13 protein-coding genes and 2 tRNA genes are annotated in these 14,645 nt (G+C 39.6%); 4 read left to right on the top strand and 11 right to left on the bottom strand.

The annotated features are described in order from the left end of the window. Window positions 1-179: 179 nt before the first annotated feature. The 6 genes from KQI32_RS12070 to KQI32_RS12045 all read right to left on the bottom strand — a co-directional run bounded on the left by KQI32_RS12070 (window position 180) and on the right by KQI32_RS12045 (window position 6,906). Window positions 180-1,640 (bottom strand): cell wall metabolism sensor histidine kinase WalK, encoded by a 1,461-nt coding sequence (locus KQI32_RS12070; RefSeq protein WP_216425651.1) that lies wholly within the window; start codon window positions 1,638-1,640, stop codon window positions 180-182. Then, complete coding sequence (locus KQI32_RS12065) at window positions 1,637-2,323, bottom strand: response regulator transcription factor (RefSeq protein ID WP_216425649.1); 687 nt, start codon at window positions 2,321-2,323, stop codon at window positions 1,637-1,639. The genes KQI32_RS12070 and KQI32_RS12065 overlap by 4 nt, the downstream gene beginning before the upstream one ends. 404 nt (window positions 2,324-2,727) lie before the next feature. Continuing rightward, window positions 2,728-3,756 carry a Gfo/Idh/MocA family protein gene (locus tag KQI32_RS12060; RefSeq protein WP_216425647.1) on the bottom strand — a complete coding sequence of 343 codons (1,029 nt, stop codon included), beginning with the start codon at window positions 3,754-3,756 and terminating at the stop codon, window positions 2,728-2,730. An 81-nt stretch (window positions 3,757-3,837) separates the two neighbouring features. Beyond that, window positions 3,838-4,803 (bottom strand): sugar phosphate isomerase/epimerase, encoded by a 966-nt coding sequence (locus KQI32_RS12055; protein ID WP_216425646.1) that lies wholly within the window; start codon window positions 4,801-4,803, stop codon window positions 3,838-3,840. 23 nt (window positions 4,804-4,826) lie between these two features. Further along, entirely contained in the window at window positions 4,827-5,909 is a 1,083-nt protein-coding gene (locus tag KQI32_RS12050; RefSeq protein ID WP_216425644.1) for a Gfo/Idh/MocA family protein, read from the bottom strand. Window positions 5,910-5,925: 16 nt separating this feature from the next. Then, the gene (locus KQI32_RS12045; protein ID WP_216425642.1) at window positions 5,926-6,906 is read right to left on the bottom strand and encodes a LacI family DNA-binding transcriptional regulator; all 981 of its coding nucleotides are present in this window, start codon (window positions 6,904-6,906) and stop codon (window positions 5,926-5,928) included. Between the two features lie 259 nt (window positions 6,907-7,165). Between KQI32_RS12045 and KQI32_RS12040 the strand changes: the two genes are divergently transcribed. Next, the gene (locus KQI32_RS12040) at window positions 7,166-7,888 is read left to right on the top strand and encodes a sugar phosphate isomerase/epimerase (RefSeq protein ID WP_216425640.1); all 723 of its coding nucleotides are present in this window, start codon (window positions 7,166-7,168) and stop codon (window positions 7,886-7,888) included. Between the two features lie 483 nt (window positions 7,889-8,371). Next, window positions 8,372-9,196: an MBL fold metallo-hydrolase gene (locus tag KQI32_RS12035; protein ID WP_216425639.1), complete on the top strand. Its 825-nt coding sequence runs from the start codon at window positions 8,372-8,374 to the stop codon at window positions 9,194-9,196. A 308-nt stretch (window positions 9,197-9,504) separates the two neighbouring features. Here KQI32_RS12035 and KQI32_RS12030 read toward each other — a convergent pair whose 3' ends face one another. The 5 genes from KQI32_RS12030 to KQI32_RS12010 all read right to left on the bottom strand — a co-directional run bounded on the left by KQI32_RS12030 (window position 9,505) and on the right by KQI32_RS12010 (window position 12,805). Next, window positions 9,505-10,575, bottom strand: coding sequence for a GGDEF domain-containing protein (locus KQI32_RS12030; RefSeq protein ID WP_216425637.1), 1,071 nt, complete (start codon window positions 10,573-10,575; stop codon window positions 9,505-9,507). Continuing rightward, entirely contained in the window at window positions 10,569-11,117 is a 549-nt protein-coding gene (locus KQI32_RS12025; RefSeq protein WP_216425635.1) for a hypothetical protein, read from the bottom strand. The genes KQI32_RS12030 and KQI32_RS12025 overlap by 7 nt, the downstream gene beginning before the upstream one ends. A 315-nt stretch (window positions 11,118-11,432) precedes the next feature. Next, window positions 11,433-11,508, bottom strand: a tRNA-Ala gene (locus tag KQI32_RS12020). 125 nt (window positions 11,509-11,633) lie between these two features. Continuing rightward, a tRNA-Val gene (locus KQI32_RS12015) sits at window positions 11,634-11,710 on the bottom strand. Between the two features lie 249 nt (window positions 11,711-11,959). After that, window positions 11,960-12,805 carry a stalk domain-containing protein gene (locus KQI32_RS12010; RefSeq protein ID WP_216425633.1) on the bottom strand — a complete coding sequence of 282 codons (846 nt, stop codon included), beginning with the start codon at window positions 12,803-12,805 and terminating at the stop codon, window positions 11,960-11,962. A 189-nt stretch (window positions 12,806-12,994) separates the two neighbouring features. Between KQI32_RS12010 and KQI32_RS12005 the strand changes: the two genes are divergently transcribed. Next, the gene (locus tag KQI32_RS12005; protein WP_216425626.1) at window positions 12,995-13,162 is read left to right on the top strand and encodes a DUF1540 domain-containing protein; all 168 of its coding nucleotides are present in this window, start codon (window positions 12,995-12,997) and stop codon (window positions 13,160-13,162) included. A gap of 283 nt (window positions 13,163-13,445) precedes the next feature. Continuing rightward, the gene (locus tag KQI32_RS12000; protein WP_216425624.1) at window positions 13,446-14,483 is read left to right on the top strand and encodes a 2-hydroxyacid dehydrogenase; all 1,038 of its coding nucleotides are present in this window, start codon (window positions 13,446-13,448) and stop codon (window positions 14,481-14,483) included. Window positions 14,484-14,645: the final 162 nt, after the last annotated feature.

The following is a 14,645-nucleotide window of genomic DNA, read 5'->3' as shown; positions in this document are numbered from 1 at the left end:
CTTTTGCTTTGCGTGCGATTTCCTCCGGCGTTCTTTTTCTTCTTGGCATAGTAAAACCTCCAAACTCAGTATTTATTATATACCTGTTTGGAGGTTTACACAATCTTTGTAAAAGACTCGTTAGATACTAAAAATTACTCTTTGAATTAACACCGTTTTGTCTTAAAAGAGGATGCCCGTTACAAAAGGGCATCCTCTTTCATTCCATCTGCTTTGTTCAAGGAAAACCAAAAGGTCGAGCCCTTATGCACCTTGCTATTCACTCCAAACTCCGCATGATGTAAAAGAAGAATATTTTTCACGATCGAAAGACCGATTCCTGTACCGACAGCCGCTCTTTTATGCCGATGGCTGGATTTATAGTACCGTTCCCAGACGCGGTCGATCTCTTCCTTTGCAATTCCCTCTCCGGAATCTGATACGCTGAAACGAACCTTTCCATCCTGCACTTTTACGGCAATATGAACGGTTTTGTCTTCTCCTGTATAATTGACCGCATTTCCAATCAGATTATAGATTACCTGGCTGATTTTGAGTTCGTCCGCTTCCACCCAAGCCCTTTCGTCACATTCTGAGGTGATAACATAGCCGTCCCGGTGCTGATATACTGCAAAACGGTTTATGATCTCTTTCACGGTTTCCGCCATGTCGAATCGGGATATATTCAGCTTTAAGGTCCCGGACTCCAGTTTTGACAAATCCAGCATGTCACTGACCAATCCGGAAAGCCGATCGGACTCGTCTACAATGACTTGTGTATGCGCCTGCCGCTTCACCGGATTATCACCCGACAAATCCCGAATCATCTCCGCATAAGATTTGATAATGGTAAGAGGCGTGCGCAAATCATGAGATACATTGGCAATCAAATCCCGTCTCAACTCATCTGTTTTCGACAATTCCTGGGTGGTATAATTCAAAACCTCGGCCAACTGGTTTACCTCGGTATAATCACCATGTTCAAACACAACGCTGTAATCCCCTTTTGCAAGTTTTCCGGCAGACTTTGTAATTTTTGAAATCGGCCTTGCAAGCCGGTTTGCAATAAAATAGGATAAAATAAAAGCGAATACAAGGGACAGAATCGTCACAATCAACAACTGATTCTGCAAAACCTGTGTTGTGGCGTCTATCGGTGCAAGCGGAGCATACATGGAAAGATATGCCTTGCTTCCGTCATCATTCTGAAGAACAGCGCCAAAAACTACTGTGTGCATCCGCATGCCCTCATCATTCTGTACAAAACACACTGTCTTTTCTGCGTTGTTCTGTATTCTCGATTTGAGCATATTAAATTCGTAAGGATTCATCCGCCCGTTTTTATCGCGGTTATTGTCACGGTTAAAAATGTTATTGCTCAAAATCGGTTCTCCGTTTTCATCCACAATTCTTATCATCAAACCGTTGCGAAAAGAAATCTGCTCCAAAAGATTTTGATAGATATCAGAATCTTCATACTGCGACACCAGATGATTTCCTATTTTTTCAACCTGCCGCATTTTCATACTTTCATAGTACGTATTGATAAAAATAATCTGCAGAAGCCATAAAACGATCATGATTCCGGCGGCAAACAAAAGGAAATAGGTCCATAGTTTGAATTTTAGTCCCTTAAAATCAAAAATTTTTTTCCCATTCACTTTTCTTCCACCTCAAACTTGTATCCCAGCCCCCGCAGGGTGACAATGTAATCACGGTATTTTCCCAAGCTGTTGCGCAGCATTTTGATGTGTGTGTCCACCGTCCTGTCATCACCAAAAAATTCATATCCCCACACATCATTCAATAATTTATCACGGGTCAGCGCAAGATTTTGATTCCGCACCAAATAGAACAACAAATCATATTCCTTTGGCGTCATCTCCGCTTTTACATCATCCACATAAACATTCCGCCCAGCTATATCAATTGTTAGGCCATCCAATTTTATAAGTTCTTTTTTGCTTTCTTCCGATTTCTGCCGGCTGTTGCGGTTAATAATAACATGAATGCGCGCCATTACCTCTTTCGGTGAAAAAGGTTTGACCACATAATCGTCCACACCGATTTCGAACCCAAATAGCTTGTCGTATTCCTCTCCCCTTGCCGACAGCATCAAAAAGGGCGTAGATTTGAATTTACGGATTTCCTTGCAGGCGGAAAAGCCATCCAGCTTGGGCATCATGACATCCATAACAATCACGTCAAAATCCTTTTCTTTGCAAATTCGTACTGCCTCCATGCCGTCTTTTGCTTCCGTCACCTCATATCCCTCAAATTCTGCATATTCGCGCAGCACTTCCCTGATCTTATCCTCATCGTCCACAACTAAAATTTTGTACATACAAATCCCCTCTCTTTTTCCATACTATTTTATCTTTAACACGCAGAATTCATTCATTTCATTTTGCTTTTGTAAGGCTATTATAGCATAAATGAAAAATGTGTCAATTTTGTGATAAAAATAAGAAAGTCTTAAGAAAGATTTGTTTTCATAAAAAAGTTTTTTCATTCCGAAAAACTGTAAGCACGCTTTGCACTCTATTTTTTCAAACACGAATTTGCGCACGATTCTGCCCAATTTCCTATGTTATAAAAAATTTTTCATTCTGAAAAACGCAGTCGCGCTCCGCGCGCTGTTCTTTGAAATCTGCTAAATTGCGACTTCATCTTATCTTGCTCAATGAAATTTCAACTCATTCTGCCGCAATTTCCTAGATTATAAAAAAGAGCCGCAAAACGGCTCCCTTATTTTAGATAAACTCTTTTATGCAGTTTTCCGCTCTCATACATTGCGCAGACCATTTGCTGCGTTTTCAGTGCATCATAACAAGTGATTTCGGGCTGTTCTCCTTTTTTCAGGGCATCATAAAATTGATTGATCTGCACCTGATGGCAGACACCCCAATAGGATTTGACATTGCCATAGTGAAAATAATCGCCTGTTGGATGAGCTTCCTCACTATCTCCGTTATGATAATATATCACACTCTTATCCGCTGTCAGCTTTGCTCTTCCCTTTTCACAGTCAAACTCCAATTCGACCGGCGCATCATAGGTAAAATAATTGATACAATGGAAAGCGCCGAATATACCGTTTTGAAACTTAATGACGCCTTCGGCCGCATCTTCCACTTCAATGATTTCATGCGCCCGATTGCTGATACTGCAATCAACAAATTCAATTTCTTCCCCGATCATATAACGCATTAAATCCAAGGTATGAATCGCCTGGTCGATGATAACGCCACCGCCCTCTTTGTCCCAAGTGCCTTTCCAATCGCTCTTGGAATAATATTCATCACTGCGGCACCAGGCCAAAGTCATGCGGACGGATTTTACTTTTCCCAGCCGTCCATCCCGCAACGCCTTATAGATAAGCTGGGTAGAATTGTTATAACGATTCTGAAAAATAACCCCTAGTGTGCGGCCGCTCTTCTCCGCCGCTTCTATCATTGCTTTTGCATCCCTCAGATAAATCGACATCGGCTTTTCCGTCATGACATGCAGGCCTTTGGAAAAAGCATATTCTGCAACAATGGGATGAAGATAATGGGGTAAACAGATATGTATGACATCCAAATTTTCCTTTTCTATCATCTCCTGATAATCATAGTAGGCCTTTGCACTTAATTCCTTCGCCTTCGCATCCGCTCTTTCCTGTTTGATATCACATACAGCCACCAGATCCACATTGTCATTTTTTGATATAGGATAAGCATGCATCGGAAAAATATTTCCGCAGCCTACAATCCCTGCACGAAATTTATGATCCATAAAAACTTCTCCTTTCAATCGAATCCCTCTGCCGTTTTTATCCGGCAGAGGGATTCAAGTTATTCCCGCATAGAATTCATTTTAAGCCCAGAAAGCAGCGGTAGGCTGGGTTTCTATCACAACTTCCTGAAGAAGCTTCAGTGCCTTTAAGAAACCTTCCGTATCACTCATCAAAGCATCCTCATGTTCAATGCTGATCGCATGATCGTAACCAACCTTGCGCAGTTCGGATATGACATCACACCAGAACAGGCGGTCATTGCCATAGCCAACTGTGCGGAAATACCACGAACGTTTCGGCAAATCCGCCAGGGAAGTCGTATCCAAAACACCGTTCACGGCAGTGTTGAGAGAATCGATTTTCGTATCCTTCGCATGGAAATGGAAAATGGCGTCCTTCAGTTCCCGAATCACAAGAACCGGATCCATTCCCTGCCAAATCAAATGGGAGGGATCCAGATTGGCTCCCAATTCTTTTCCGACCGCCTCACGGATACGAAGCATAGAACTGGTATTGTAAACCATAAATCCAGGATGCAGTTCAAAGCCGATTTTATTTACTCCATGCTCTTTGGCAAATTGAACAGTATCTGTCCAATACGGAATCAAGCATTCTTCCCACTGGTATTCCAGTATCTTTTGATAATCCTCAGGCCAAGCGCAGGTTACCCAGTTTGGATATCTGGAATCTTTGCAATCTCCTGCACAGCCGGAAAAGGTGTTAATCTGATGAATGCCAAGTTTTTCTGCCATTAAAATGGTGTTTTTTACATAACTGTCTTCCCGTTTTGCGATATCAGCATCCGGATGAATCGGATTGGAATGACAGCTCAGCGCTGAAATTTCAATTTCGTATTTGGAAAGCAGATCCTTGAACTCCTGCAGCTTTGCTGCATCATGCAGCAAAATATCCGGATTACAGTGATCCATGCCTGGATATCCCCCGGCACCAATCTCAGCCATATGTACACCATACTTATTCAGCAACTGAAAGACCTTTTCAAGCGGCTGATTGCGGTAAAGTGTTGTGAATAATCCTACTTTCATATGAAATCTCCTCTCTGACCTTTTTAGAAATAGATCGTTTCTCCTGTTTCAGCAGATTTATAAATTGCCTCCAGAATTTTTGTAACCACAATTGCCTGTTCCGGTTTCACCAGCGGCTCTTTGTCATGGATGACCGCATCAATCCATGATTGCGCTTCCATATCATCCGAATTGATTTCTTCGCCCTCATAAAAAGCCACGCCGCCGGATTCCAGATTCGGAATTTCCACGTTTTGTTTTCCATGCTTTATATTGTTGATTCTAAGACCATCGTCCATATCTGCACCGCCTAATGTTCCGCAGAGAGTCGTTTTTGCTTCTTTAACATCCAATGTATTTAAGGCCCAACTGGATTCCAAAATAATTGTTGCACCGTTTTCCATAGTGATAAATCCAAAAGCGGAATCCTCAACCGTATATTTTTCCGCATCCCAGTCCCCCCATGCATTTCCCGTATTTTTTTGATCTGCTAGTTTCCGGTATACAGACCCTTTCACCGACTTCGGCTTATAGTTATCCATCATCCAAAGCGTCAGATCCAGCGCATGGGTACCGATATCAATCAACGGACCGCCGCCCTGTGCTTCCTCATCCAGAAAAACGCCCCAAGTCGGAACCGCTCTTCTGCGGACGGCATGAGCCTTTGCAAAATAAATCTCTCCCAATTCGTTCGCTTCACAAGCCGCTTTCAAATAAAGACTGTCGCTCCGAAAACGATTTTGGTAGCCAATGGTAAGTTTTTTTCCAGACTCTTTCGCTGCTTTCAACATAGCTTCCGCTTGCTCTGTTGTCTTTGCCATGGGCTTCTCACACAAAACATGTTTCCCTGCATATAGCGCACAGCATGTGATCTCACTGTGGGAACTGTTCGGCGTGCACACATGGATTACTTCAATCTCTTTTTCCTTTTCCATCATTTCTTTGTAATCCGTGTAAACCCTTGCATCCTCCGTGCCATATTCTTTTTTTGCTTTTTCCGCTCTGTCCGGTTTGATGTCGCAGAATGCAACCATCTGTACTTCCTTCAGTTTTTTCAGACTCGGAAGGTGTTTTCCATTTGCAATTCCGCCGCAGCCAACAATTCCAACCTTTACAATTCGTTCCATTTTCATTTCCTCCAGTCTAAGATTCTCTGACTATAATTTTATGGGTGAGTTTTATGGTTTCCATTTTCCCGCCTGTTTCGATTCTTCGTATCAGCCGATCCATAACAGTGTAGCCGATCTCAAAACGCGGCTGTGACACCGTTGTAAGGGAGGGCATATATACCTCTGAAATTTTCGTGTTGTCAAAACCGCAGATATGAACCTCTTTTCCGATTTTTATGCCGTTTTTTATCAATTCTCTCATTGCACCGATTGCCATCGCATCCGATATGGAAAAAATAGCCTGGGGCATTTTTGGAAGGGAAAGGAAATGCCTTCCCGCCGTTTCACCGGCATCAAAGCTATAGTTTCCATAAAAAATATAGTCTTTGTTTTCCGGAATTTCCGCGTCTGACAGAGCTTTTTTATAGCCCAGTTCACGTTCTGCCGCGGAACCGTACTTTAATTTTGTTCCGATAAAGGCAATCTTTGTAAATCCCTGATCAATATAGAATTTTGTAGCGTCGTATCCTGCTTTCTCATTGTCAACCCCAATATAAGGAATTTTTGTGTTTTCAACGTATTCACTGCAGAACGCAATCGGAAAGTGATCGTAAATATCGTTCAGATATTCCGAATCCAATGCAGAACTCAGCGATACAACTCCGTCATAAAAATGCATTTTCAAATTTTCAAAGCACTGGCGTTCAATATCAGCATTATTATGCGTAATCGCAATCGCTGTACGGTATCCGTCTTCCTCTGCACGCCGTTCCATTCCTACCAGTACCTTGGAATAGAACTGGTTGCTGATTCCGGCCAGCAAAACTAAAATACGTTTCGTTTTGTCCGTTCTCAAATTTTTAGCGATTGCATTCGGCACGTAATGAAGCTCGTCAATCGCTTCCAGCACTTTTCTTCTTGTGGATTCCCTGACGTTGGCATCGCGATTAATAACTCTGGATACGGTTGCAACAGAGACACCGCAGAATTTTGAAACATCCTTGATGGTTGCCACCGAATTCCCTCCATCCTTTTTGTAATCGATTACATTTCTCACTGGTATCCTAGCATACTCCCTTTCAAATTGCAAGTCTCAAATAAAAAAATTCCAAAAAACTTTCTTGCACTTTTTGTCCTTATATACTTCATTTGTGTTTTACCACAAAAAATTGCAAAAACTATTGCAACCTATCCAAAATGGTGCTATAATTTTTGCGTATTCTATGTAAACGATTACATTTTCTCGAAATTTATCAAAAAAGAGGACAGCGAATATGAAAAATATTAATTTACAATTGTATTCTGTCGCACGGCTTTTGGAAAAGGATTTTTTCGGCACTTTGGACGAAATTGCCCGAATTGGTTATTCCGGTGTGGAATTTGCGGGATATTATGATATCGATGCAAAAACCATGAAAAAAGAATTGGAAAAACGGAATTTGAAAGCAGTCTCTTCCCATGTGGGACTGAAGCTCATGGAAGAAGATTTAGAAAAAGAAATTGACTACTTAAAAGAACTTGGCTGCGATCAGATTGTATGTCCTTGGACAGATATGGACTCTTTGGAAAAAGCAAAAAAATATGCTGAAATTTTGAATAAGCATGGGGAAGAATGTGTCAAAAACGGCTTGACACTCTCCTATCACAATCACGCCCTCGAATTTGAAATTCAGGATGGTACTGTTTGCTTGGATTATCTGTATCAAAATACGGATCCACGTTATCTAAAAGCTCAGATTGACGTTTATTGGGTGGCAATGGGAAAGCAGGATCCCTACGAATATGTAAAAAAATATGCAAATCGCATGAATCTGGTGCATTTAAAACAATTTAAGGATTTCACCAATGTAGATGCCCCGGACGGTACCATCGATTTCAGAAAAATCGTTGATCTGACAAACCATGCCGTACCGATTTATGAGCAGGAAGGCTTAACCTGCGAAAACGGTATTTTAAGCATTACCCGCTCTTTTGAGCATATGAATGAAGTGCTGTAAAAAAATTTTGCGCTTGACAAAAATGTCTTTTGAAAACAAGTCCAAAAAGGAAATAAGAAACATAAGAATATAAATTTGAAAAAATCGTCATGGACTCATCAAGAATCCATGACGATTGCTTCTTTTTCGCTCCTATCCAAAACAGAAATATGTCTTCCGAAAAGAAGAAAATTTATATAAACGTATTTATCCTCTCTTCTTTATGTAAAATGAAAATTTTTAAGTTTTCTCTCTTCTTTCATACCTTTTAATATCTTCTCATCAATTTCCACTAAAAATAAAAAAGTTTTTCATTCCGAAAAACGCAGCCGCGCTTCGCACGCTGTTTTTTGAAACATGCAATTGCGCACGATCCCGCGCAATTTCCTATGTTATAAAAAATTTCGAATTGTCAGATTTCCAATCCATCGAATTTCCCATTGCAAAAACTTATGTACAATGATAAAATAAAACAATCTTCAATAAAAGAAGGAGTTGTCGTATATGAAATTTCAAATTTTGGGAACTGCAGCCGCGGAGGGCTGGCCGGCCGTTTTCTGCCATTGTGATGCCTGTAAGGAAGCCCGAAAACTGGGAGAAATCCGCACTCGCAGTCAGGCAATAATCGATGAGAATCTTCTGATTGATTTTCCCGGTGATACCTACTATCATGCTGTTTCACAAAACATTGACCTATCAAAAATCGAGACGCTTTTAATCACTCATTCCCACAGTGATCATTTTGCACCGATTGATTTGATGATGAAGGGCAGCTGTTATGCTTATGGGATGGTACAGCAGAAATTAGATATCTATTCCAATGAAGCCTGTAAGTCCATATTTGATTCCACCGTTCAGTACGAAATTTTACCGGAAGTGCAGGAAAATCTGCGTTATCATATCATACACCCCTTTACGGAATTTACTGCCGGTGCATATCACATTTGTTCTCTGAAAGCATTTCATGCGCCCAAAGAAGATGCATTGCTCTATCTTATTGAAAAAGAAGGAAAAACCATCTTTTATTGCACAGATACCGGATGGCTTCCGGAGGAAACGTATGCTTATCTGCAGGGAAAGCATATTGATCTTGTTGCTTATGATGCCACGTTTGGTCCCAAAAAATTTGGGAACGGTCATTTAGGAATTCCCGACGCAGCACAAGTGCATGAAAGGTTGAAAAAGCTCGGCTGCATAGATGGCAGTACAATTGGAATTGTCACTCATTTCTCACACAACTGCGGAGCAAAATCTCATGCTGACTTAGTAAACTGTGCTGAAAAATATGGCTTTTTAACTGCATATGATGGTTTTACGATAGAGATTTAACTGTAGAGACAAACTGATAAAAAATGATTGCACTTAGCAGCACCTTCAGTAATAGATATCGGACAAAGTCCGCGATTTTTTCAACAGTCTCAATATTTCCACTATGGAAAGGCACTACTGAACTTTATATCCTATGTCTGCTATTGGATTTTGATTTTGTTTTCTCTTTATGTGGTTCTTTTCATCCCTCTGAAAAGTTCCATTACACTAACCAAATACCAAAAAGCAAGCCAGTTGGCTTGCTTTTTTAGATATATACAGAATTTTTATTGCATCATATTTTTATTTCTATTTCAGATAATTTGACTCTATTCTTTATAAACATTGTTATTTTGAGAATACCATATTTTTTTGTTGTTATACATCATATTATCCGCTTTTTGAAGGAGCTGATCATAAGTTAACGAATCAAAATCACTTGATAAAGCATGACCTTCTGAATAATATATTTTCAGATATTCTGTCGTATTATTATATCTATCAACTGCATTTTCTATCGCTTGTGCATATTTTTCTAAACTTTCATGAGATGTATTTGAAAGCAAAATGGTAAATTCATCCCCACCCCATCGGCATATAACGTTTTCGGGAGAAACAGAATTGCGAAGAATGTTGGCAAAATGAAATATTAGTCTATCGCCGCTTTCATGTCCATAAGTGTCATTTACATACTTTAAACAATTGAGATCAAACATCATAATTCCAATCATACTATTCCGCTTCATATTTCTTTTTGTGAGCTCATCCCAATAATTTTTATTTACTAATCCAGTATGTACATCAATGTACGCCTTGTCCCGTATTTCTTTTATGTTTGTATATGCGACAATCACGGCATATATAGCAAAAGCTATCATGGTATAGAAAACTCCTGATGAATTTCCTTTCGCATAAAATATAAGGATATCAGAAATTCCTCCGCAAACTAAGAGCAGCACAAAGTATAACGATTTGTATCTTTTTTTGCTTCGATTACTTTTTTCAGCAATTAGCAAAGTCAATACAATCATTGCCAAAGAAGCAATAAGAGAAATATGACTTAGCACTATAAGCTCCCTAATTTCTATTCTCCCGGGAACCTGATACAGAACAGCAAAAATAGCAATAATGCTAACTATTGCGGCAGTAATATTCAAAGGCAAAGCTTTCGCTTTGTCAATCCGGTCTCTCACAAACAAAAGTAATGGAAGAGCACCAATAAAGAGTACTCCTACCGAAATGTATCCTAAAACCATTTCGTTTGAAGTAAAGAGCAATGGTGCGATTCTCGTATCAGTAATTCTCCAAACAGCAAGCAAAACAGAAAAAACACCAAGGTATAAAAGATCTGATTTATATTGCTTTTTATTATACTTAAAATAACCGTACAGTGTTACCATAAATATTCCAAGCACCAGGCAATCAATTGCGGTAAATCCATCACAAGCTGATTCATAAATATTTCATGGTATGAACCGAATTTAAAAATGATATCACGGTTGATTACAGAATGATATACAGGAACCGCTACAACTTTTACCACTACAGAGCTATCCTGTGGATAAATAGGAACTACCACCCAATTGCTGCTTGGTGTTCTACCAATCTTATTATTTTCATCTACATTTAAACTATATATCAGTTCATTATCAAAATATACTTCTGCATAATGATGAACAACATAAAATGCAAGACAATTTTCATTCGTATCAGCATCGTCAATAACAAAAGTATATTCTTTCTTGATACCGGCAGGCGCAGCTGAGTCCTTTATTACTTTCTCATCTATATTTTCAATTGTATAAAATGAACGCGGCTCTCTAGCCTGATAAACCGAAATATTTTCGAAAAAAGACATATAAATGAAAAAGGAAAAAAACACCAGCATTGCCGTTGCAGATAAAACATTTACAATTTTAACAAATTTGTTTCTCTCGTTCATAATCAATACCTTTAAATTATAAACTTTGTCAGATATCCCCCGCTTCGCAAGGTTGAAACGTTTGTGTCGTGGTTTTGCCCTGCAAAAGCGTTTCATCTAGTTATAATTTTTTAAATAATAATAAAGATTCAGCATCAAATTTAACGTGCACTCAACATTGTACCTTTTCTCTTCTATACAAAAGCTTTTTGTCTTCACATCATAAAGCTTGCCGCAGAAAATTTTTTAGCTTTTCTGTTCTCCAGGATTTGTAATACCCCTATTTAAATTCTCCACCAATCAAAAAGAGAGCACCGTGTGTGCTCTCTTTTTGATTGGTGGAGATGAGGGGATTCGAACCCCTGGCCTCTTACATGCGAAGCAAGCGCTCTCCCAACTGAGCTACACCCCCATATGTACTTATATTATATCATAAAAAAAGAAAAAAACAATAGATATATTTTAATTTTTAAAATAATTTTGCTTTTAAAAACAAACAGAATCGAGTAATTAAATTTACCCGATTCTGCGTAAACCTGGTGGAGACAACTGGATTCGAACCAGTGACCCCTTGCATGTCAAGCAAGTACTCTAACCAACTGAGCTATGCCTCCATCTACGCTTTTAATCATAACATAAATTGAAACAAAATGCAAGGAAAAAAATAATTTTTTATAACATAGAAAGCTGTGCGGATTTGTGCAATTAGTTTTCAGAATGACAAATTTTTATTTTAAAATATGGAATTTGTAAGCCATTTGTCTATTGTAAAAAATTTTTTCAGCTAGTTATCTCATCCCAATAGGAAACGGCCAGTCCTGTTTGAAACAGGACTGGCCATTATTGGTAATAAGCCCCTTTTCTTAACGGTAAAAATCATGATTTCCGATCGTCATATAATATGGTCTGTTTCGAATAATCCAACTGTTTGTGGCTTTTCGCGGATTCAAGAAATAGAGGCAATCATCCACTATGCTCTCCCCCTCCAGCGCACGCTTTGCAGCAGCCACGCTCTGCGCATCAGGAGTATTGTAAATCGTACCATTGGATGTTGGCTCATATTGTACAGCATATTTTCTGTCAAAAATAACGCCGTAGATGGTGTCGGGAAACTCACTGCTTTTCACACGGTTTAGCACGGTATTTGCCACAGCAATTTTGCCCGACATAGGTTCTCCCTGGCTTTCCGCATATATAATCCGAGCAAGCCAGAATATTTCATCATCACTGTATGAGCGGCTACTCTGTAAGTAAGAGGGGACTGATATGCCGTCTTTATAGACATTCACCGTATAGCTCATTTCATCCCAATCAACATAGGCTGAAAAAGTTTCGGCGACAAAGCGGGCAGGAACAAATAAACGGTCTTCCCGCTTTTTAATTCCATTTTCCAAATATTTTTTTGTCCCATTCACTGTAGCATATGCAGCTCCATCCTGCATTTGAATCGTGGTATCCGCTTTTTGAATGGTAGCGGTTTGCGTGCCTGCATTCCAATATACATTTGCACCCAGGGCCTCCCCTAAGGCACGTATTGGCACATAAGTGCGGTTGTTTACCATGAATGGCTCAGCATCCATGTTCAAATAAGTACCATTGACTTTCACACAAATCGGAGATTCCAAATCATAAATTTCCTTGGCGAAAGCTGTAAAACTTGTGGTCAGCAGGATAATCATCATAAGAAAGGTTATCACTCGCAGACGCATTGTATCTCCTCCTTTATAACATTTGTGCCTTGTTTGAACAAGACTGGGCCCATTATACCATACTTCCGCTTTTCGATTCAACCTCTAAGGATTGGGGCTTTCGACAGGTTATGTAAAATTTTTTTAAAATTTTGGAATCATATAATAAAAAAAATTGGTTAAAATAAAAATTATACGGAGGTGATAAAAATGGATTGTAAAGCAAATCAAAGCATTGGCTGCACAGTAACTCAGTGCAAACACCACTGCGAAACACAAAATTATTGTTCGCTGGACAAAATTATGGTAGGTACGCATGAATCGAATCCTACTATGAAACAATGTACCGACTGTGATTCTTTTGAATTGAAACAGTAACTTTTTAAAACGCTCTCATATGAAATTACAGCTTGCAAAAAAGTTTTATGTTGAAACGCTTTTGTACAGCAAAAGATGCCTTATAAGCGTTTCCATCTCGCAATGTGGGAGAGTGATTCTCACCACATATGAAAAATTCATTTTCCAATCGTCTGCAGTGACGGAGGACCTTGAAGCGAGTTTTTAAATAAAACTTTTTTACAGGCTGTTTTTCTTTTTGTAAATCTAATAGAATTCTTTCTTCTACATATAATATAGACAAAGAGAGGAGAGAAAGGATATTATGAAAACACTTGCATTTTATGACACGAAACCCTATGATAAACAGAGCTTTGAGCAGCAGCTGAAGGACACAGATGAAATCCGGTTTAAATATTTCGAAAATAAGCTAAATCCTGATACAGCCATTATGGCAAAGGGCTGTGATGGCGTGGTCGCTTTTGTCAATGACACAATAGACGCAAGAACCATAGAAAACTTATATAACAATGGCATCCAGCTGATTGCAATGCGTTGCTCTGGCTACAACAATATCGACTTTAAAGCAGCTTACGGGAAAATTCATGTACTGCGGGTTCCTGCCTATTCGCCTTATGCCGTTGCAGAGCACGCTATTGGAATGTTGCTTACCCTAAACAGAAAAATACACAGGGGTTATAACCGCACCAAAGATTTTAATTTCAGTCTAAGCGGATTGACCGGGTTCGATCTCCATGGAAAAACAATAGGAGTAATCGGAACCGGAAAAATTGGTCAAAAGTTTGTGGATATCTGCAATGGATTTGGGATGAAAGTTCTTGCTTACGATCCTTATCCAGTAGAAAATCTGAAAGCAGAATATGTGTCCGTCGATGAACTTTGCAGCCAATCCGACATTATATCACTTCATTGCCCGCTCACAAAAGATACCAAATATATCATTAATGATCACAGCATCAAGCTTATGAAAGAGAATGCCATCATCATCAACACCTCACGCGGTGCGCTGATTGACAGCGAAGCCCTTTTGGAAGCTTTAAAAAGCAAAAGAGTGGGAGGTGCTGCCCTCGATGTATATGAGGAAGAATCCGAACTGTTCTTTGAAGACAATTCGGACACTATCATACAGGATGATGTCTTGGCAAGGCTTCTGTCACTACCGAATGTGTTGGTTACATCACATCAGGCCTTTCTGACAAATGAAGCATTGGAGGGCATTGCAAAGGTAACCATTCAAAACATCAAAGACTTTTTCGATGAAAAAAGGTTGGACAATGAAATCTGCTATCACTGTACAAAAGGCGGTGGCTGTAAAAAGGAACACAAGCTCAGATGTTTTTAACTATGAAAGAGCCGGAAGAAAGAATCTTCCGGCCCAGCCTGTCGAAAAACGCATGGATTCCATCAAGCGAATCCACGCGTTTTTGTGTCTATTGGGAATAAAAACATGAGTATCCGATGCAGCGTGCCATGGTTCCCATCCCGCCACTTCCACATGGCCAGC

The organism is Acetivibrio sp. MSJd-27 (assembly GCF_018918095.1).
Lineage (GTDB): Bacteria > Bacillota > Clostridia > UMGS1840 > HGM11507 > HGM11507.
Note: the sequence above shows the minus strand (reverse complement) of the source record. Positions and strands in the feature narration are given on the sequence as shown.

Bases quoted from the DNA above. Each gene is read 5' to 3' on its own strand.
- KQI32_RS12065 (WP_216425649.1), bottom strand. From the start codon at position 2,323: ATGTACAAAATTTTAGTTGTGGACGATGAGGATAAGATCAGGGAAGTG.
- KQI32_RS12060 (WP_216425647.1), bottom strand. From the start codon at position 3,756: ATGGATCATAAATTTCGTGCAGGGATTGTAGGCTGCGGAAATATTTTT.
- KQI32_RS12055 (WP_216425646.1), bottom strand. From the start codon at position 4,803: ATGAAAGTAGGATTATTCACAACACTTTACCGCAATCAGCCGCTTGAA.
- KQI32_RS12050 (WP_216425644.1), bottom strand. From the start codon at position 5,909: ATGGAACGAATTGTAAAGGTTGGAATTGTTGGCTGCGGCGGAATTGCA.
- KQI32_RS12040 (WP_216425640.1), top strand. From the start codon at position 7,166: ATGAAAAATATTAATTTACAATTGTATTCTGTCGCACGGCTTTTGGAA.
- KQI32_RS12035 (WP_216425639.1), top strand. From the start codon at position 8,372: ATGAAATTTCAAATTTTGGGAACTGCAGCCGCGGAGGGCTGGCCGGCC.
- KQI32_RS12030 (WP_216425637.1), bottom strand. From the start codon at position 10,575: ATGGTAACACTGTACGGTTATTTTAAGTATAATAAAAAGCAATATAAA.
- KQI32_RS12025 (WP_216425635.1), bottom strand. From the start codon at position 11,117: ATGAACGAGAGAAACAAATTTGTTAAAATTGTAAATGTTTTATCTGCA.
- KQI32_RS12010 (WP_216425633.1), bottom strand. From the start codon at position 12,805: ATGCGTCTGCGAGTGATAACCTTTCTTATGATGATTATCCTGCTGACC.
- KQI32_RS12005 (WP_216425626.1), top strand. From the start codon at position 12,995: ATGGATTGTAAAGCAAATCAAAGCATTGGCTGCACAGTAACTCAGTGC.
- KQI32_RS12000 (WP_216425624.1), top strand. From the start codon at position 13,446: ATGAAAACACTTGCATTTTATGACACGAAACCCTATGATAAACAGAGC.